This window comes from Vibrio sp. 10N.239.312.D08 (assembly GCF_041466145.1).
GTDB classification, from domain to species: domain Bacteria; phylum Pseudomonadota; class Gammaproteobacteria; order Enterobacterales; family Vibrionaceae; genus Vibrio; species Vibrio crassostreae_C.
In genome coordinates this window covers 69,654-89,222 of the sequence record NZ_JBFSSD010000001.1, presented here as the reverse complement: position 1 = coordinate 89,222, position 19,569 = coordinate 69,654, and the positions used below count along the sequence as shown (strand labels likewise).

Here is a 19,569-nt window from a genome sequence, read left to right as displayed (position 1 = left end):
GTTTTAAACTATGTTCATTTTAATCACATAAAACCAATTGCTGCTGATCACCTAGCGTTATCAAATGCCAGAATCCCAAAGAGATTGATCACCTATGTTATTTTAAGTTTTCCAAAAAAATGACAACTTTTTGCACCTGCATTTTATTCTTTTAAAACAAAGGTTTAAGTGCGTTTTTTGGGTTGAATTTCACGGTGAAATTGACAGGTATGACAGGGGCGACAATCAAATTGTCGCCCTTGCTTGAGAATCAATTAAATTAGCGGTGGTACTAATGGATGGTCGGCAGCAAACACCTTGGTCTGAACCTTTCCAAAGGCTGATATTAGCCTATTTCCTCTCTCGATTGAGTATTGGGGAGTCTTTGAAGAAGTCGCTAAGATTCGCTGAACACGTACTGACACTTGAGAACTTGGTGAGTTCCTACCATGTAGGTTGGCAGCTTGTTCCAACAGGGAATCGATGTTTAGTTCTGATAAACCCATAGTTTCTATTCCCCTTGTTACCCATTCACTTTAACAGGTGGCACGATGTACTCGTAAAGTAAAACTGGCATACCATCAACTTCATCAGGAACACCATCGTTCTCAAAAACAGTGGTTTGACGAACGACAGGAAAATCTTTTGCGTGAATACCTCTAACATCATGTAGAGAAGCTGTAGGGTCTGGATCATCAAGGAATAATCGACCGAGCTTGAATTTACGTGGTAATGTTTGTAAAGCCATATTTATTTACTCCTAAACACGAAATTCTGAAATATCTAAGCCAACAAACATATCTGACGTTTCGCTTTGTGCTACTTCCTCTGAGGCTTGAGGGCTGCTGTTAGAGTTAGAGGTAGTAGACTCTGGTTTTTTAGCTGTGCTTGCTGATTCAGCACTGCTTTTGCCTGTACCAGTGGTCGCATCTTTCTTGGTTTTTTTCAATGGAGCTTTAGCTGCTTTCTTCTGCTCTTTAAGTAACTCAGAAACACTATCACCCAAATGTTCTACTGCATGGCCTAGATCTTCAATGATATATCCATCAAGCGTTTCAAGCTGACTAACATCGTATTGCCCCATTAATGGTGCTGACAGGGCTTGACGGAGCTTTTGGAGCTTTTCAGAGTCGGTAGGTTTAGCACCAACAACATTGAACTTAACAACAACGGTAGGCTTGGAATTAACAAACTTGAATTGAACAGTGCAATCGTCAAGTTGAGATTGTTTTAGAATGTCGAAGATAGTTGAAGCAATCATTAAAATGTCCTCTTTGCTTTGATGTTAAAATTTTACTAATCTCAATGAACATTCAATTGATCACCAAGATAAAATCAATACCGCAACGTTGCGTGAAGCGGTATTGATTGCTTTGGCTCTAGAAAATGAAGCTGTTATCCAAAACGGAACGGACGATTGCCATTTGTTTAGCCTTACCTGATTGAACCACTTGAGAATAAAGCATTGCATTACGAACTTCGGATGGTTCGGTAACTGGCATAAATGAGGTTTCAACAATTACGAATACATCGTTATCTTGAACGTCTGTAGTGATGTGAGTATTTAGCGTGGAATAGCCAAATTGAGTTGAATTGCCAAGCATTTCATCTGATACGGCTTGAGCCTTTTCAATTGCACTAGCAATTGAATCATCGTCAGACAGCTTATAAGCGACTTTCGCCTTGTGGCGTTGGCTATCTAGAGCTTCAAGAGTGAAAGAAGATTTGGAATAGTCTGCAACTGATACAATTGCTTGCTGACCAGATACAGCTTGATTGGATGTAAGTAGAGCGCAAGAAACTAACGCCAATTTGGAAAGCGACTTGATCATAGTTGACCCCTTTTGTTAATTAAGTTGATAACGAGTTCAATTAAAAAGATACACTTCTCAAAAAGCTGGCAATTGATCACCAGTGAAAAAATAAACAAGTTGATAGTGAACACTGATCGCCTGGAACTTACCTTGATATATTCAACCACTCGACCGTTGAAGAACCTCAACGAAAAAAGCCCTAACACGATAGTTAGGGCTTGGTCGGTAGCGTCTTAATTAAATTGGTTTGGTAGGGGCAATTCCCTACTCTGGCTGTCTATAGTGGTGCAGAGTAAGACAAGCCTAGTTCGATGTAATTTTTTGGTGCAAAGCCTGACCAATCGAAAGAGGTTTTAAGAATTTCAGCAATAACTTCATCTTTACGATGCTTGTTGATGTACGTAGCCCATGCGGTTTCTGATTTATGGATTTCGTTGTATGCTTGCTCAAAGCCCGAATCATCAGCGATATGCCCTAACTGAGTCGTAGTGAATATTTCTAGTAGATCTTTGCTTGGTGTCCAACTCTCAATAATCACAGCTTTCTTAGCTTCTTCTAGCCCTGCTAAATCTCTTGGGTCGTCTGCGTTGTTTTCCATGATGTACCCAAATGATTCACGAAGTACCTTGTTAGCGTTAAAGCCATTTTTATCAGTTGATTCCGAGTCAAGCTGCACGAACTGATTACAGAAATCACCAATGGTAGAGAAAATTAACTGGTTCAGTTCTTCGGGTGTCTTCTTGGTCAAAGACGTAATTGATTCTTTACCTAACTTTGGTTTTCGTAAGTTTGAATCAATCGACTTAACAACAACGGCTAATCCGAAACTCTGATCTGCTGTAACAGTAGCGGTAACAGACTTTTGAATCATGTTTGCGTATGTGCGCTGAATACGTTTTGATAACTTAGCTTCTGATTTTGGCGCACTTTTCGTTTGTGAGTTTGTATTGCTCTCTGTTGACGATTCAGTGTTTAAAGGTTGAGTTTTATCACTGCTAGTACCTTTATCTGCTTTAGGTGAAACAGGCTGACGCTTATTAGCTGCTGCTCTCGCCAAGATCGCTGCTGTATCTTCGGCTGATTCAGATGATACGCTACCCTTTGAAGCATTAGACTTGCCTTTTTTCTCAACAGGAGGGTTCATAGCATCTTTGTGGGCTTTAGATAGCTTGGTGTGGCAATCTAAATCGACACAGATATTTCGCATAGCATCACCAAACTTGCCCTCTTTGGCCGAGTCATACAGATAAACAACGCAGCTTGTGCAATCTGCACAGTCCTTAAGTTGATTTTCGCCAAGGAAATCAGCGACTACTGGACGAACTTGCGTTTCTGGCTTAATTGATGAAACGATTACTGTACCGTATTTTTCAGTTAGTTCTTTCATTCTAACTTGCTCTAACCATTCTTTACTCTTGGTCGTGTAACAAGTTGGATTCGAACACTTCTTATCTTCTTCATCAGAGAACATAAAGCAATAAGCACCGCCTGAGTTAAACTGACAAGAACCACATTCAGTCTGATCGAATTTGGCTTTGTTTAGGCTTATTTCAATGTTTTTAAGGCGTTCTTTAACGTATTTAACAGTGTATGTTGATGGGTCATTAACGATACTTTGAAGCGTATCTTTTTGAATCTTTTCGTCAACCTGACTTAAGGCAATACAGTGACCTTTTTTAACAGGTGACTCTTGAGCATCTAAGGCATCAAGAAGCTCAGAGCAACAGTTGGTTAGTTGTAATAACTCACGGAAAATAGACTCGCTAACATTTAACTTTAATGCTGCTGTAGCAATATCGCCACCCTCAAGGCCAATGTATTCTTTTGCAAGTTCCGCACGTTCTGAAATGGAATCGTCAGAACGCTTGTTGTTTTCATCAAGTGCAATTGCGAGAGCTTCACTATCAGAAATTTTACCTTTGTTCAGACATGGAATTTTAATGCGAACATTCTGTTCAGCTAAAATATCTTGTGCAATCTGCCAACGACCGTAACCTGCTACAACTTCATATACAGCTTCTCCATTTGCGTCAGCTTCACGAATTACAATGTTTTGTAAAATTCCATGAACTAAAACAGACTCTTTAGTTTCTGCAAATTTAACTGGATCGCGTCTTTTACGGTAGTTCCCCATTGGGGTTGCTTGTAGCTGATCTGCGTAAAGGTGAATCAAGGAACTGTCAGATACCGCTTCATTTGTAGCAACATCATTAGTGCTTTCTTCAAATAAAGGGTTTACTGGTTGTGCTTGCTCTAGGTTACCTACCGTTTGCATGGCTTTAGGTGTTTCTGAGTCAATGCTAGTTAAAGAAGAAGCAGAGATACCTTGATCTGATTGAGTTGATTGTTGGGTTTGCTCTAATGACATACACATCACCTGTAAATTGGTTATTTAATTAAGACAGGGCTATTGTATAAGTCTCAAATTAGGCTTAATTGATCACCATAAAGAAATACAAAGGGTAGAAGGTTGGTTAGTTTGGCGGGGAGTAAATGCTGATCACTTGCTGGTTACCTACCAAGCGATCTTACTTGATTTTTAGCTCAGTAAGTCGGACTCAGATAAGATTGGACAATTCTTTGATGGTCACTAGGTAACACTGAACTATTTAGTTGAGCTTTAAGAAGCTGATAGTTAACAGGAACAGGTTTTAATTGGGTTGGTTGGATGCCTTTTACACTGATCATCTTATGCACATAAATAGCACCATCTTCATTTACAAAGAGTTTGTGAGGCTTCGTTTCAGTGATCACCAAGCTTTTATCGTTCAGTGCCGACAAGCAGTAATCAGGTAGTTGAGAACAAACCTGATCAGCAATGGCAATGTTTTCTACCCACTGTTCGATTTGATTCATTGGCAATTCTCTAGGCAAAGGGAGCCGATAGTCTTGTGCAACTACCGAACTCGATACTAAAAGTAGCGATGTAGAAATTAGCTTGATCATAAGTCACCTTTAAACAATGAATAGTTCACTAGATCTGATCTCCTAAACTAAATAAAGTTCAAAAAAAATGCACCGCAATTCTATGCGGTGCTTAAACGATTATTAGCTTAGACTAAGCGGCCTTATCCACCTCAGTAATGTTAGTGTCCTGACCGCTTGTTGCTGCTCTTGTTGCTTCGGCTAATGCGGTAGTTAACTCTTTATTTTTAGCTTGAAGCTCGCGAAGTCTTGAAAGGTCGTATTGGGTTTCGAGTGTAGAATTCATTAACTCAATATCGTTGTTGTGTTTAATGATTCGCTTTTCTGCTTCTTGAGCTACAAACTTAAACGACTGAATAACTCTTATGGCTTCTGCAAGTAGTTTTTTGTTGTGACATTGCTTGCTCAACTGGTACTTGCGACCAGACGGCCCAAGAACAAAACACGCTGAATCTTTATTGCTTTGTACAGTCTGAATACTGAAACTACCAAAGGTAAACAATTCATTGTATCTAGGGCTGAAACAACCCAAGTTAGCGGAACGGATAAAGCTATACTTCTCAAATACTTTCTCGGCTAGCTTCTCAGTAACCTGACTATGAGTAACGTTATCCATGAAAATACTCATGTTTCCATTATCACGATCACCAACCAAAGACTCAAAATCGTTTCGTGCATCTACAACTAATTGCTTCTCTAGCAAAAGGTGGCCTTGGATACGTTCAATTGCATAACGTGTATAACTTTGTTTGTTCAAGAACGAACGATAAGCTGATTCTTCATCAAAAATATGGCGCTCATTTTTCTTTAGTTCAATTAATTCATCCATTCCACTTACAGCAGCCTTAATCTCTCCAAAAGTGATAGTATCGGATTCTAAAGTGATCTGACGTTTTCCGTTTAAGGTGCCACTTCTGAAAGCTGCAACAGTAGCGGTCTTAGCTTCCAGTAATTGATAGTTCCAAGCATCAAGAGAACGTTTCATAGCATAAAGAACTACATCAACACTAAATGACTTAAGAGATTTGATAGCCTCAATATACAATTCATGGCCTTGTCGAATTCCGCGCCCTACCCCTTGCGCTAGTTCTGACGGTGTTAGTGGGGCACTTAAAACACGGATCGCAGATATTCTTTTTTGAATATTCGCCCCTGTTGATAGTTTGGCAAAGCTAGACAAGACAACGCGCTTATTTCCGTTATTGATTGACTCATATAGGAACTGCTTTTGCAGATCAGTATGGAAATCCTGAGTAAATGCAATTTCTCTTGAGTCTACCCCACCATCAATAAGACGTTGTTTGATGTGCTTATAGAGATTGACGTTAACCCCTCTCCACATTTTTAATTCATTCTCGCTTTCCTCACAGCCTAGTCGCGCTTGCTCACGAAGCTTATTAGCGTATTCTTCCTCGCGATCTTTCTCTGCACTTGGCGTACCGTAATCAATAAAGCAAATTTGACATGTAGATTGGCGTTTGTGATCGGCTTGGTGGTATTGCTCAATTACATCATCAATCATCATTTGAGTTTTTGAACCAATAACTGTATCGCTAAGTGCATTTACAGATTGAGGTGATAGTGCCGCTTTACGAGCGTCAGAAATAAGTAGTAAAGCATTGTCATTTGGTACAGGACTAGACTTATAGTTACTTGAACGCTCGACTAAAGTATCCATATAGGAAAGTTCTTCAGCACTGATCTCACATTCTCTAGCTATTGGTTTACCGCCTGTCATTGGTACGATAGCGCAGTGTTCATTACCCTCACTATCAACAATTGGCGGTAATAGTTCTTGTAGTTCCTCAGAAGTAATTGTGAAACTAAAAGAACTAAATAATGCCGCTAGTTCTTCTAAGTTATTGAAGCTCGAACAGCGTCTTTCTAGTTTAACAGTGCCTTGAGGTGTCACTTCGTATTGCTCATTAACTGAGACAAACGTAGTAACGAAATCATCAAGACAGTTAATAGATGCTGCTTTAAGTAGGTGTGGCGCGAGCATACGCGCGTAGCCGTATATTTCAATTAGCGAGTTGGCTAATGATGTACCTGTACCAAAAACAACCCCAGGATTTTTAAATGTATTCAGTAAGTACGAAACTTTGAATGAAACATCAAGCGCAATGTTTGATGGTTCCAAAGTGCCAACACCCTTAACATTCTTTAGAACCGATGTAGAGTAACCAGAGTTCTTTACAGCGTGAGCTTCGTCTACAATTAGTGAATCAAAACCAAGTGATTTAAAGTCGTTACCCTCTTTATAGTTAGACTTGATTTTCTTTAGCTGCTCATTTAATCGCTTAATTTGGTTCTGTACTTCACGAACAGTAGCCTTGTTACTATCTTGTCGCTTAATTTCTTCAAGCTCAGAGATACGGTTTTCGACTTCTAGATCAACAAACTCCATAGGCGGTGCAATCTTAGTGCATGTAGAAAATGGAACGATAACATAGTTAATGTTGCTAGTTTTAATGCGCTCCAATGTCTCTAGACGTTGTTTAGGCGACAGAGATTTGCTATTTAGCACAAGTAGCTTGTTTCTATCGTTAGGGTAAAGGCGTAGCCATTCTGCGCTAGTTTGGCCTACTAGGTGATTTGGAACAGTGATAAAAATACGTTTCTTTAACCCAAGGCGTACAAGTTCATGAGCGCTGAGGCTGTAAACTGCTGTTTTTCCTGATCCAATTGCGGCGTCTAATAGAATGCCATTGTCAATCGCTGATATGTTTCGTTGAATTGCTGCGTTTTGGTGGTTGTAAGGCACAAAACTTGGGTTCAAATCTGGATAGATATTGTTTGTGTAGTTGCTACAAAAGGGAGCAAAGCGGTTAACGATCTCATTGTAACGCTCTTCAATGATTTTGGCTTGTGGCTCAATGAAAGATTTAAAATCTAGCTCAAGATTACGAATTGAACTTTTCAATTGGGCTGTCGCTTCGTGGTCAATACCTACCACTTTTCCATGATCATCATAGATTTTCACTACTTGCTCACCGAATCGAAAAATAAGCATTAAGATACTGCGTAGGTCATGACTAGAGGTTTTGTACTCAACTTGAGAAACGGTATCACCAAGGCCAACAAGGTTAGGCTTCCAAGAACCCAATGTATGAGTCATTTTTGTAGTTGTGCCGAAACCAAGTTTCTCAATCAAAAACTGTTCTAGGATTTCCTTTGGTAACCAGTGAGAGGTTAGACTAACGCTAATATCCCCAAATGATACGTCTTTAGGCATTACAGCCTCTAGAGCTACAATGTTTGCAGCTAGGCGCGTGTCTGTTGCCTCAAGCTGTTTAGCAAGTGCCATTTTAGATTTAACGTCACCAGATAGATACACATCAGCTATCGCGTAATCTCTAAGCTGTGGGTCATAGAAGATTTTCGAACCTAGTAATTGTGTTGTAACAGCTTTTGGTGTTTGGCCTACTAAGCTAGCAATAAGTTCAAAGTCCACTATCCCTGTAAAGGCCAGTGATAAATCAAGGGCATCCTCTACGTTTGCAGCTTCACTAGGAAGAACCCAAGGCTCGTATGCGCGTTTATGGAAAATATCAGCTTTTTTTGCCGTTGGAGCTTTATAAGCAATGCCACTTTCTTTAGCTTCTTGCTTTGTGATTCCAGCATCAAAATCTACTTCAAGTGCCAATAGAGCAGCAAAACGGTTGTCACGCTTGAAAGCAAGAGTATTGGCGCGGTTCGAAATAAAGCCGCACTTCTTAACAAATGCATCATATGTCGAATTTAAGCTATTTCGAAGATCGCTCATTAACGCTTCATTGGCGTTCGCTTTTGCTTCTTCGCTAAATAGTTGCTCTGCAATACGTGCGATGGAAATTAAGCCTGTAATACGCTTATGCTTGATGCCGCCTATTTTTGCGTCAACCTCTAAGAAACCATCGGAATTTTGAAATACTAAGCTATCAACACAAGTAATGTTGAAAGTAAACGGTTCAGCTGTTTTAGGGTCAGCAAGCGCTACGTTAGATAAAGAAGCGATATCTTCATGCTTGAATGGAACATACGTAAAATCTACTAATGAGTTAACAATTGCAGAATAGACCTGATCATCAAGGTTGTTCTTGTCTGCTGCTTCCCAAAGAACCTGTTGTTTATTGAAAAGAAAGGCTTCAACTGGAATAGCGAGGTTGGTGAAGTCGGTTTCAAGAGCCGCATTGTGCGTGTAGTACGAATTGCCACAAGTAGATTCAATTGTATCTACCCAAAGTGGAGCTAATGTTGGTTTGTCTGTACGCTGAAAAGTCAGTACGTCTACAGCCATTTTTGTATTTGATGATGATTCAAATAATTCAAAAGGCACTCGAACCGCACTTACAAGGTTAGCCAATTTTGAAACTTCTGTACGGTCTTTAGAATTGGCTTCATCCATGAATGAAGTCGGTAAAATAAATGTAGCTGTACCCTGCTCTCTCAAGCAGTTAAGAGACTTTAACACAAAGAACGTATGTAACTTTAGGCCAGATAGTGATAGGCCTGTTCGGTCGCTTGTGCGAACAGAGTTAAAAGGTGGATTGGAAACAATCACATCTTGTAGGGGAAGTTTAACGTCTTGGTATTCTGAGTTATGGATTTCAGTATTTGGGTATAGAGTTTGCGCTACTTTATATGAAGTAGGGTCTAACTCAATCAACGTAATATCAGAATCGTTTTTGAGTTGAGTCTCTATTGGGGCAATTAAACGCCCTGTTCCTACTGCTGGATCGGCAATTCGACCTCCATCAAACCCAGAGCTTTTTAGAGCATCCCAGATCGCGGTAGAAATTGAAATAGGAGTATAGAAGCTCGTCAAAGTAGCTTGTTTTGCTTCCTGTAGTTCTTGGGAGCTAAGGTTTTTCTCTAACCATTCTCTACGTGATTTGTGGTTTAGCTTCGATTCATCAAAAATGTTTCGAATTGGACCGAAACCATTGAACGAATAGAGCGAATCAAGATTATCAGGGTTAGTTTTCTTTAGTTCTTCAATAGCTGCTTTAACCAACGCGAAATTTTGAACCTCTGTGTTTCCTACAGTTGGCATTACACGTGAATAATAATCTTCAACAAAAGCAGATCTTGTAATGTCAGCTGAAAGGTCTTTTGTCGATTCAGCTTGTACTTGTGCAGCTTGAGCTCTAACAGCGGTTGAAACACCTTGAGCAATGTTATTGAGTAGAGAAAACATAATCAATCCTGTGCGCTAATATTTTTGGGCTAAGGAGATAATAGCTTTCTCAAAATGACTCTAGCTGATCGCCAAGTGAAAAATTTAAGGCTCAAAGTAGCGCGGATTACGCTGATCACCTAAGAATATTTCAAAAGTTACAGGAGTCACGTTTTCGTGTTTTGGTTTCAAGTCTAGTTGACCTTGATCTCCAAGAGATCACATAGGGTTTTCCACAAAATTGACCACTTTTTGCAACGGTGTTTTTTGTATGTAAATCAAGTGTTTATGGTGCATTTTAGAGTTGAATTTCACGGTGAAATTGACAGTTTTTGATTGCGTTAATTTGGGTGTAAACCTGATCGTCAATGATTATTTGAAAGCTTAAAAAAAACCTCGCTAGAGCGAGGCTTTTTCGTCTAGATGTTTTAGAAATCTAAAATGGAAAATCACAAACTCTGAATTCTTCATGCAGTTCAGTTGGGAATAGATAATTTTCATCGGCTAAATACTTTTTCCTGAATTGTCCAACTTCACGCATGATAAAAAACAATGGGTAGAGTGAGTAGTTATCCCACTTGGAACCAGCTATCCAAGGTTGATTATCTTGGCCTCTTTTAAGCGCCCACTGCAAACTTTCTTTTTGAAAACGAACGTGATCACCTACTGATGGGAAAACTGCATGATAATAATCATTGTAATTTGAATCATGGTGCGCCAGTGTCATATAACCGATACGAGTAAATAAGTCTGTATCAAGGTTAGCATAGCAACTAGGATTAAAAGGAGCTGAAACAATCTCTTCACCCGAAGCGAGCCTTTCTTCGATGGACACTTTAAGGTCTTCAATTTTCCCGATCCCTAGAAATTTTTTTGTTTGGGCAAGTGCTAGGCCGCGAACACAACCATAATCACAATCATCATTATAGTAATCAAAGAAGTTGCAAGTAGGGCATAGGCAGAATTGATGCGGCTTGTATAACTCACAATGTGCAACCATCGTATTAGCGCAGTTAGGGCATTGGCATAGAGTCGTGTAGTCAGATAATTGAAGGGTCATAAATCACCATTTGAAATAAGCAAAATCGCCTACTCATTCTAAAATAACCAAATGGTTATTAGCTGATCGCGCCTGATTACTCTCGCGGTATCAACAAAAAAATAGCCCTCACTGAGTCTTTAGTAAGGGCTTATGTGAAACTTGATCTACTACTTCAACTTCTAGAACGGGATTGAGCAGAACCAACGGTCAAGTCTGATATCATCAATATGAGGTAGGGTGTAACCATTCTCATGGCATTTATCAGCAAAGGAAGGATTACTGGCACATAGGAACAGGAAGACGTCTACCGCTGGGCTAACGTTCGCTAAGTAATCCTGAAAATCATCATCTTTCAAAGAGCATTTCAAATTGGTGATCTGACCGCGAACAATTTGCCTTGAAGAAGGCTTCTCTGATCTGTAGAGATAGTTGTAATATCTTGGCAGCTCTATGAATTGATACAAAGAACTAACTTTACAAAAATTTGAAATTCTAAAGCCATTTTCTTCCATTGCAACAGAGCAGAATGAAGGTTCAAGTGTTTCTTCTCCAGCACTTAATCTACTCTTAATGATATCGTTTATGTGAGCCAGTTTGGTTACGTCGAAAGCTTCTTTTATATACTGAAGCGAGAGTACCCGACTAAGCATCATCTGAGAGTGCTCAGTGTCGTAGTGGAAGTAATGGCACGAAGGACAGAAGTCGAATATCAGGAAGTCATCAAAACCGCTAGTCGTCATCGTCTTTAAACAGTTAGGGCATTTTGCTAGAGCACCGAAGTAAGCGTTTCCTTGGGTGGACATTTAATTGAACTCGCTTTTGGTTATTTAGGGTGTTGATTAACGAGTGTAATATGCTCAAGATAAATTGAGCTGATCACTTCTCAAAGTTATTTGTGAATGCTGCTATCAGCAAATCGGATTAATCAGAGGTCTAGGTAGGGAAGAGGGGATTACCAACTTCTAGACTGGAAGCTGGTAATCCTAAGTCATTATCTGCCGAATTGTGATTTTAACGACTGAAATACAGATAGTTTCTCTTTGCCCGACAGAGCCCTAACTGTCCCATCAACTTCATAACTAAGGCTAGAATCACTGGGTATGGCGCTTGCTCCCGAGTTGTATTTATCGAAGGTGAGGTCCTTCTTAATGCCATTGTTAGATAAGCCATTTTGAGCAACATCAGAATTTATAACAGAATTGGAGTTTTCCGCGCCTTGGTCTGATCTATCAGAACCCTCATCCATATAACTTCTTAGAATTTGAATCGTGTGAGAACAATCATCAAGTTCGTGTCCACACAGTTTTGAGAGCCTTTTATTAAGTTTTAAGATCGTATCCTCTACGATGCTCAAACTTGGCTTTGAATCTAACCATGACTGAGCCCGTTTAGCTTGAGAAAATCCTTTTACTAAGTTCATACATTTTCCTTAGCATCAAATTGGATTCGATCATCTTGATGAAACAAATGTTCTTTTCCCTCTATGGTTACACAATGAGGAATGGGAGCATCTTCATCAAATACGATGATACTAATTGAATTGGCAGCAGCGTATTTAATACAAGTGATGAAGTTATTGCTCATGCCAGAATTAGCACCGACCATTACTTCAAGTTCCCGCCGAACGTGCGCGTCTAAACAAATCGAGTCGTTACAATCGAATGGAGACACAAATAGAACATAACCGGTATTCCTTTCGAGGACTCTATTTGAAAAGTTTGTGCTTATAGAGAGTCGTTCTTGATCTTCTGAGTTTAGAATATAAATAGAAGCGTCAACTGCATTTAATTGATTCATTTCATGGCCCTTAATCAATGTCATATCCAATGAACTCACGGTCGTTGATAAGACCATAGGAGAACTCTTTTCCACCACTACCTGTACTTGATCGTACCGTTATGAAAGCCTGCCATTTAACAGAACCATCATCTAATTCTTCTCTCTGGGAAAAGTAAATACACTCTTGGTTTGCAGTGATGTTTACCTTGCAACGAGTTGCCAGGCTTTCTTTAATTGATGTTTCTATTTCATGTTTAGTGCGGCTATCAGCTTTACTGAGAAGTCTTTTTAAGGTGAATACATCACCATCATTTCTTGAACCTGTTGATAGTCCGTTTTTGTATGGGGATAGCCACGGATTCGCGTTTTTTGCGCTCTTCGCATAGTGATTGTTTGGATTTGAATTGGCCTGTATTGACTTATTGATGTACTTACTGGTGTTAGAAATATCTCTCGAAATACAAGACAACCTATTTTGTCTAGCTGTAGTAGGCGTATAAATTTCCACATTAGTAAATATGAAGTCGCCTAGATATAGTTTTGTTCCGCGCCGAGCTGACGTTTTTACGCATAGATCACCACCTTGAGAGATAAAAAACTCTTTCTTAAGACCTTCACTGGTGATAGCTACAACCTTAAACTTCTCTCGTTTGGTCTTTTCAATTAGCTTTATTGCTTCTGATTGTGCTTCTCTTGATGAATCAAACAAATGCGTTTCAACAGGTCGTCTATATACAGCAGCATCAAGTAGTAACTCTTTGTTGAATCGAATTACTTGGTCAGGATCAAAAGCAGCAGAGTTGCGAGCTTCAAATGAATAGATTTTCTGAATCTCTACATTGGTTGGAACGCGTTTGATTAGCTCTACATAAGGTTGCAGGTGCTTAATTGCTTTTGTGGCCAACAGAATTACTTCGTCCATCACTGTGCTAAATACAGAATTAATAGAATGCTGTTCTATACTGATGAAGCAATCATTGGCAATACGCTGTTCCTTTTTGTTTCCATAAAGGTCAATTACATTAATTGAGAGCAGTACCAATAAATCCATAACATTATCTGCAATTCGACTATTTGAGGTGGGGAAGGGTGGGGCGATACAATGTTTAAGTTCTACTAGCAAATCGATTTGTGAAGACCAGTTCATACTTGCAACTAATGCTTTTGCTTCAATACGTTTTTTTGAGAGATCGTTTTTCGAATGGTAGCTGTGTGTTACGAACTTAACTGCCGGAAGGTAGAGTATCCCGCAGTTAGTAAAATTGAAGCTGTAATGGTCGTAGAAGGCTAGAGCTTTAGAAAGTGGTGATGTTGGGTTAAGGGATACCTCTGATGCAGTTAGGTTGCCATACACGGCTTCTGTAGCGTCGTGAATGGCTTCTTGGTTCAATAAATCTCGTCTAAACTTAGAAGTGATAGGGTTTGTTGTTTGAGATTTTGATATTCCCAAAACTAAGTCTAAAGCCTCGAAATCTAAATTGTCGTTTTCTTTACCACCAAACATAAGGTCAAAGCCACTTAGGTTTATAGCAAAGGGGGTGGGGTATGCAGGGTTCATGTTTATACTGAAATCCGAAAGAGTTTGTATAAGTACGAACATTACACATTTGAAATTACTACTAGCTGATCACCTAGCTAATATGCAGTTGATAAAAAGGCCACGTTGATAGGCGGCCTGAGAAATTTAATGCATTGGTTTATGGCGACTTAGACTAACTAGATAGATAATCTATGATCTCTTCAACGTGTTCTTGTTGAATACCTAAGTAACTCTCAGTACGAATAACTTTGCCGTTGATATTTGGGATGTCGATCTTCTCTGAATCAAGAACTACAAACCTCGTTGGTTCTTTTGACTCTAGGAACATTTCAACTTCTAGACTTCGATTTCGGTCTAGCGGGGCAGGGGTAAACGCAACAATTTTTGAAAATAGGTCATCGCCTAGTTTTTCTTTCAACCAGGGTTCATCACAGTCAGTTCTCCAATCTGACGACACTACCACTTGGGTATCTGGTACAGACTCGAAAATTTGCATGAACCTATCCTTAAATTCCAAGCTCTCATTTTGATTTCTATGCAAAACACCATGAAAGGCCATAATTATTGTTGGTTTACCTGAGCGATAAAAAGGCGAAACCAATTGGTTAATAGAATGGTCTTCGTTGATCGGCAATGGAAATGACGGCTTAGTGTAAGAGTCATTTGACTGATCCTTTTTAGCTTCTTCTTTGAATGTCTTGATTAGGTAGCGATTTACACCAAATACTACAAGTACCATAAATAACAACTGCCAGTTGATTATCTTGTGCCAAGCAATAGCATAATATCCAACTAAGAAAACACCTAAGTCTATGATGGTTGTGATGATAAAATGTTTATTTTTCATTGCTGGTTGTGCTTTAGGCATCGTGTTTCTCCGTTTCTGGCATCGGAATAAAGATCATAGGTTTGTCCGTGTCTCTAACTCTAAAATATCCACGGTTACGTCCATTTTGTTTAGCTAAATACATGAGTTTATCTGCCGCTTCAATGGAACTTTCAACAGGATCACTACTCAACATACAATAGCACCCAGAACTAAATGTAACTTGGTGTTGCTTGATATTGGGAAGTGTAGGGAATTCAAACGGGTTATCATTTGCTGTTTTATATAAGCGACTGAAAACACTTTTTACTTCGGCCCTGTCCCAAACCCTCGGAAGGTAAATTAGAAACTCTTCACCACCCAAACGACTTATTACGTCTGTATTCCTGAATACATCATCAAGAACTTTAGAAAACCACTTAAGAACATCGTCACCAACAGTGTGACCATACTGATCGTTTATTTGTTTGAAGTGGTCAATATCAAGCAACAAAAGCGAACCGGTTTGAACATCGCCTTCGCGAATGGAAAGACTGTTGTTACGTTGGAGTAAATCAGTGATATATCGACGATTATAAATCCCGGTTAAAGGACAATGTTGGCTTTCGTGTCTTAAGCGCTCAGTTGCCTTTTCGTATTCCTTTGTTGAAATGACCTCGTTGGTTACGTCGGTAGCAATAATGAAAATTAAATCGTCACTAAACACAATGTTAATTTGGCAAGCCATTGGCTCTTGTTTAAGAGCATTTGCGGTTAATAATGGTAGAGGATAAGTACAATCTTTCCAGAAGATAAGCTGATCTGAATGTAATTTGCTTCCCTCTAGTAGTGTGTTTACAACCATGTCATCAACTGTGCCTATTTGTAGGAAGCTGTTCCCAGTTTGGTACTCCCAAGTAAATTCAGGGTTTAGGTGACGAAGAAAATATTCATTAACATGCTGTATTTGAAATTGAAGGTTTAGGGTAATAACAGCGAATGGTAATTGTTCAGCTGATACTAAGATGCTCATAACTAGAATCGTTCCTTTAGTATGATGTAAACAGAACAACTTTGATTTTTAGCTGTCGCCATAACGTGAAACATATCTATCTGTTTATCCGTTTGAAAGAGAAGTTTATGAAGCGGTTTATGTGTATTGTTGATGTTTAATGTTTTAGCTGCACCCAGCCGTCTTGCCATTGCTGTCAAGTATTGCCTAAAAACGCTTTCATCTTCAGAAAACGGGTAGAAAATCTGAATCAAGTGCGTTGGTGTGATTCCAGCAATGTAGACGTAATCATCAGACAAGTCATTAGCTTCAAAATGTCGGCTAACAGATTTGTTTTTCTCAATCGTATGATATGCGTTGATCTCACAAAAACAGCCAGCACTCTTTGTCCAAACATTAATCTCTTCAATTGAGTTATAGATTAATGTAAGAGTAGAAGTCTGTTGTTTACTCTGGTTGATGCAAGATGTGTATTGGTAAGCAATCAAATCGAAATCAAGGCATATATTCACAAAGGAATCATTGGTAAAGAATGAGAAACCGGTGGTCGTGAGTGCCATCAATTCAATAGGGTGAGAGCGTCTAGCATCAACGACACTCCTACCATCAAAGAACTTAAATACATTTTGTTGTTCTAATGATTCTAATTGATTGAATTTATGCTGATCGACAACACCTGAGAATACGAAGCAACAATGGAAGTCATTAGGTTTAAAGCCATTGGGTTCGAAATTTTCAACAACCACATGCTCATATTCACACGAAACCTGTTGTGAGTATGTCAAGCAGTGCTCTTTAGCGCCTATACCAGTCCATAACAGTTTTTTGGTTTTAGGTAAGTTCATTTTCTATGTCGCCATAAAACACCAACTCAGTTTTTTCTACATCAACATGAGGGAAGTTCTGATAGATAGCATCAAAAACATACTCTTTTGGTAGCTTAATCTCTAAGTTGGACGAAGGTTGCATTGGTAAAGTTTGATACTTCAACGGATAAAGGCCCATACCACGAACCCAAATGAGATTAAGTTGGCAGTTGGATGTTGCATCATCTAGCTGCTTCTTAAATTCAGTGCAATCAAACGTTTCTTCAATGGAAAAAAAATCCAATAGGTCTATACCTTCGGCAAGAGCAGAAGGTGACGGTATTAAACCAATCTTCATAATTCAAATTTTATTTTATAGGGGTGAGATTCTATATTGCAAGAATTGCTAAGTTGAGTCAATAAAGCCCACGGTTTACTAACTCGTGGGCCATAGAATGAGAAGAGACAAAGGAGTTAAGCTATAACGGTTTGGCCGTTGGTAATATCGATTTTGACAGCTTTGAGCGTATCACCAAGTCTAGTGTGAGATAGGCTGCTTAGGAACTGCTCAAGCGCTTCTTTTAAGGCATCTTTACAATCTGACTTTCGGTTCACAGACAAGAACTGATCAAAGGCAGTGTGTTCATCAAGAAACTCAAGACAAGAACCAGACTCATCTTTACGCGAGATAACTTCATCCAAAAGGATGTTTTCATCGTTTGTGTATGGAACGAACAATGAAACATCATATTCATCTTCCCCAGATGTTGCATAATAATCTGCACCCTCATAGGTGAAACTGAACCCAGGGTTAGCTAGGGCGAAATCATCGCTGTGTTCATCGTTAACCGAGATTCGAATTTGGATAGCATCTGAAAAAATAGTTGGAATCCATATGTCATTGCAATCAAAAGATTGTTCATGCGAATTTCCCGTAGGGATAATTTCGATGTCACACAGCTCTAAGTCTAATGTGTTTTGAGTCAACCATTTAGGCTTGTTGCTTTTTGTAAGAATATTACTAGATACCAAAAGAACCTTACGGCCCTGCTTCGCAAGCTCGTTTGCAAGAATATATGCTGCATTAGCTAACTTGGATAACTCTGACTCAAAGTTGACGAATATTGGGTTATGAGTATTGACCCAGCTTTCTGTGATGACGTCATGTACTGTATCAATATAGTTAAGTCCAATGAACTCAGATTCAAAATTATCAGAGTTGATTGAAATTCTATCAACCAGATCTGCGAAATCTGTCGCAAGAAGAGCATCGAACTTCCAAAAATACGCCTTGAATTCTATCTGGCTCAATAAGTTATAGTGAGACTTAAAGAATTCAAATTTTTCTTTTGGTTTGGCCGACAAAGCATCACAAATAAGTTTCTCGAATCGATTACAAGAAACCTCAATTACGGCTTCACGTAGAGATTTAGAAACGATCTCTTTCATATCGCCGTGAACGGAATTTCTGTCAGGATGAGTAGCTGGGACGTTATCATTTAGAAATGTGACAACCGATTCGCCAAGATTAAATTTTTGGCGATTGTACCTGTAACCTTCCGAGATGTAACCTTCCGAGACAATAATTGGCAATGATTGCAGATAAGCAAGGTCCTCAACATCACAGAAAGTACAGCTAGTAATGACTCGACCTTTGGGTACATAGGTAACACCATACTCAAATGGTACTTTGATATAGTCCTCGTTTTGGTCGAGTTTAGATTGCATCAAATCAGACTCAATCACCTCATTTAATGGAATCTTACGTGATTCTAGGCCATCATTTTGTTTATTGAAGTCGTTGTTGTAAACCTCAGCATTTAGAGTGACTTCAAGTGGGTACGCACGACAATAACTTCGCATAGATTCGATGAGTATATCCGTACAGTTCTGCTTAACTTTATTGAGGTGGATTTTAGTGCCATGAATAAAGTCCGTTTCTGATGCAACTGAACCATTGCCGTTTAAGATGTCATCTTTTGTGAAAGTGTACTTAATCCCGTTGCTTTCTACAGAAATAGACTCAGCGTAAAATAATACAGAAAAGAAGCCAACTCCGTATGAGCGTTCTGCATCTTGAAGTTCCGCGTCCCAGCCAGAGTTAGAAAAACAGAACAGTTTACTGAAATCATCGATGCCCGTACCGTTATCTTGAATGATTATTGAGTTAGTGATGGGAGTGATGTTCGTGTAAGTTTTTTCTGCGGTCGAACGGTGTCCGATAGTTTCAACTTTTGGAGAGCCAGGAACTAAAGTTACAGACAAGCTGGTTGCACCGGCACGGCGGCTATTTTGCATTAGTTCTGTGATACAAGTGCTTGAGCTGGTGAAGATAGTGTCGAGGTTTTTTAGTGTGCCTACGGCATCTACAGTAGCTTTTAGAGGTTTTTGGTTTTTTAGCATGAGATTGAAGTCCTTATAAATCAAGTTATTAGGAGGTGAATACACTCCGCCCCTTAACTGTAAAGAGTTCAAAATAGCTCTAGCTGATCACCCTAATATGATTGAATACCCTAGTTCACAAGAAAATGTGTAGTCAAATGTAAAGTCAATAATTGATACTGAATGATATTCGGATCATAATTAACATACTTGTCAAAAGTGACCGAGGTTATTACTATCTCAATGTTGCTTGCCAACTTTCCCTGAAAATTACGATGAATGAAACCATAGCCTATTTCTACACTGATAGAGCGCGTGCTGATCTAA

At 39.2% G+C, this 19,569-nt stretch carries 17 protein-coding genes; all 17 read right to left on the bottom strand.

Going from position 1 to position 19,569, the window contains the following annotated elements:
* Positions 1-254: 254 nt before the first annotated feature.
* Positions 255-485, bottom strand: coding sequence for a hypothetical protein (locus tag AB6D58_RS00460; protein ID WP_372156025.1), 231 nt, complete (start codon positions 483-485; stop codon positions 255-257).
* Between the two features lie 17 nt (positions 486-502).
* Positions 503-727, bottom strand: a complete 225-nt coding sequence (locus tag AB6D58_RS00455; RefSeq protein ID WP_372156023.1) for a PRTRC system protein C — start codon at positions 725-727, stop codon at positions 503-505.
* A gap of 12 nt (positions 728-739) precedes the next feature.
* Entirely contained in the window at positions 740-1,240 is a 501-nt protein-coding gene (locus AB6D58_RS00450; protein ID WP_372156021.1) for a hypothetical protein, read from the bottom strand.
* 118 nt (positions 1,241-1,358) lie between these two features.
* On the bottom strand, positions 1,359-1,811 hold the full coding sequence (locus tag AB6D58_RS00445; protein ID WP_372156019.1) for a hypothetical protein: 453 nt from the start codon (positions 1,809-1,811) through the stop codon (positions 1,359-1,361).
* 259 nt (positions 1,812-2,070) lie between these two features.
* Entirely contained in the window at positions 2,071-4,161 is a 2,091-nt protein-coding gene (locus tag AB6D58_RS00440) for a ParB N-terminal domain-containing protein (RefSeq protein WP_372156018.1), read from the bottom strand.
* A 176-nt stretch (positions 4,162-4,337) separates the two neighbouring features.
* Positions 4,338-4,739, bottom strand: coding sequence for a hypothetical protein (locus AB6D58_RS00435; protein ID WP_372156017.1), 402 nt, complete (start codon positions 4,737-4,739; stop codon positions 4,338-4,340).
* A gap of 112 nt (positions 4,740-4,851) precedes the next feature.
* Positions 4,852-9,897, bottom strand: a complete 5,046-nt coding sequence (locus tag AB6D58_RS00430) for an N-6 DNA methylase (RefSeq protein WP_372156016.1) — start codon at positions 9,895-9,897, stop codon at positions 4,852-4,854.
* Between the two features lie 415 nt (positions 9,898-10,312).
* Positions 10,313-10,936: a hypothetical protein gene (locus tag AB6D58_RS00425; RefSeq protein ID WP_372156015.1), complete on the bottom strand. Its 624-nt coding sequence runs from the start codon at positions 10,934-10,936 to the stop codon at positions 10,313-10,315.
* A 161-nt stretch (positions 10,937-11,097) separates the two neighbouring features.
* A complete protein-coding gene (locus AB6D58_RS00420) occupies positions 11,098-11,721 on the bottom strand; it encodes a hypothetical protein (protein WP_372156014.1) in 624 nt (207 codons plus the stop codon).
* 188 nt (positions 11,722-11,909) lie between these two features.
* Entirely contained in the window at positions 11,910-12,338 is a 429-nt protein-coding gene (locus AB6D58_RS00415) for a hypothetical protein (RefSeq protein ID WP_372156013.1), read from the bottom strand.
* Positions 12,335-12,715: a hypothetical protein gene (locus AB6D58_RS00410; RefSeq protein ID WP_372156012.1), complete on the bottom strand. Its 381-nt coding sequence runs from the start codon at positions 12,713-12,715 to the stop codon at positions 12,335-12,337. Before AB6D58_RS00410 ends, AB6D58_RS00415 begins: the two co-directional genes overlap by 4 nt.
* Positions 12,716-12,725: 10 nt before the next feature.
* Positions 12,726-14,255, bottom strand: a complete 1,530-nt coding sequence (locus AB6D58_RS00405) for a hypothetical protein (RefSeq protein WP_372156011.1) — start codon at positions 14,253-14,255, stop codon at positions 12,726-12,728.
* A 154-nt stretch (positions 14,256-14,409) separates the two neighbouring features.
* Entirely contained in the window at positions 14,410-15,105 is a 696-nt protein-coding gene (locus tag AB6D58_RS00400; RefSeq protein ID WP_372156010.1) for an HAD domain-containing protein, read from the bottom strand.
* Positions 15,098-16,075 (bottom strand): GGDEF domain-containing protein, encoded by a 978-nt coding sequence (locus AB6D58_RS00395; protein ID WP_372156009.1) that lies wholly within the window; start codon positions 16,073-16,075, stop codon positions 15,098-15,100. Before AB6D58_RS00395 ends, AB6D58_RS00400 begins: the two co-directional genes overlap by 8 nt.
* Before the next feature lie 2 nt (positions 16,076-16,077).
* Positions 16,078-16,899: a hypothetical protein gene (locus AB6D58_RS00390; RefSeq protein ID WP_372156008.1), complete on the bottom strand. Its 822-nt coding sequence runs from the start codon at positions 16,897-16,899 to the stop codon at positions 16,078-16,080.
* On the bottom strand, positions 16,886-17,164 hold the full coding sequence (locus AB6D58_RS00385; protein ID WP_372156007.1) for a hypothetical protein: 279 nt from the start codon (positions 17,162-17,164) through the stop codon (positions 16,886-16,888). Before AB6D58_RS00385 ends, AB6D58_RS00390 begins: the two co-directional genes overlap by 14 nt.
* A gap of 170 nt (positions 17,165-17,334) precedes the next feature.
* Positions 17,335-19,263, bottom strand: coding sequence for an ATP-binding protein (locus AB6D58_RS00380; protein WP_372156006.1), 1,929 nt, complete (start codon positions 19,261-19,263; stop codon positions 17,335-17,337).
* Positions 19,264-19,569 lie beyond the last annotated feature (306 nt).

What these genes read in the sequence shown, in the direction of transcription:
- AB6D58_RS00405 (WP_372156011.1), bottom strand. Translation starts at nt 14,255, where the DNA reads ATGAACCCTGCATACCCCACCCCCTTTGCTATAAACCTAAGTGGCTTT.
- AB6D58_RS00410 (WP_372156012.1), bottom strand. Translation starts at nt 12,715, where the DNA reads ATGAATCAATTAAATGCAGTTGACGCTTCTATTTATATTCTAAACTCA.
- AB6D58_RS00460 (WP_372156025.1), bottom strand. Translation starts at nt 485, where the DNA reads ATGGGTTTATCAGAACTAAACATCGATTCCCTGTTGGAACAAGCTGCC.
- AB6D58_RS00450 (WP_372156021.1), bottom strand. Translation starts at nt 1,240, where the DNA reads ATGATTGCTTCAACTATCTTCGACATTCTAAAACAATCTCAACTTGAC.
- AB6D58_RS00430 (WP_372156016.1), bottom strand. Translation starts at nt 9,897, where the DNA reads ATGTTTTCTCTACTCAATAACATTGCTCAAGGTGTTTCAACCGCTGTT.
- AB6D58_RS00395 (WP_372156009.1), bottom strand. Translation starts at nt 16,075, where the DNA reads ATGAGCATCTTAGTATCAGCTGAACAATTACCATTCGCTGTTATTACC.
- AB6D58_RS00415 (WP_372156013.1), bottom strand. Translation starts at nt 12,338, where the DNA reads ATGAACTTAGTAAAAGGATTTTCTCAAGCTAAACGGGCTCAGTCATGG.
- AB6D58_RS00420 (WP_372156014.1), bottom strand. Translation starts at nt 11,721, where the DNA reads ATGTCCACCCAAGGAAACGCTTACTTCGGTGCTCTAGCAAAATGCCCT.
- AB6D58_RS00390 (WP_372156008.1), bottom strand. Translation starts at nt 16,899, where the DNA reads ATGAACTTACCTAAAACCAAAAAACTGTTATGGACTGGTATAGGCGCT.
- AB6D58_RS00425 (WP_372156015.1), bottom strand. Translation starts at nt 10,936, where the DNA reads ATGACCCTTCAATTATCTGACTACACGACTCTATGCCAATGCCCTAAC.
- AB6D58_RS00400 (WP_372156010.1), bottom strand. Translation starts at nt 15,105, where the DNA reads ATGCCTAAAGCACAACCAGCAATGAAAAATAAACATTTTATCATCACA.
- AB6D58_RS00445 (WP_372156019.1), bottom strand. Translation starts at nt 1,811, where the DNA reads ATGATCAAGTCGCTTTCCAAATTGGCGTTAGTTTCTTGCGCTCTACTT.
- AB6D58_RS00380 (WP_372156006.1), bottom strand. Translation starts at nt 19,263, where the DNA reads ATGCTAAAAAACCAAAAACCTCTAAAAGCTACTGTAGATGCCGTAGGC.
- AB6D58_RS00435 (WP_372156017.1), bottom strand. Translation starts at nt 4,739, where the DNA reads ATGATCAAGCTAATTTCTACATCGCTACTTTTAGTATCGAGTTCGGTA.
- AB6D58_RS00440 (WP_372156018.1), bottom strand. Translation starts at nt 4,161, where the DNA reads ATGTCATTAGAGCAAACCCAACAATCAACTCAATCAGATCAAGGTATC.
- AB6D58_RS00455 (WP_372156023.1), bottom strand. Translation starts at nt 727, where the DNA reads ATGGCTTTACAAACATTACCACGTAAATTCAAGCTCGGTCGATTATTC.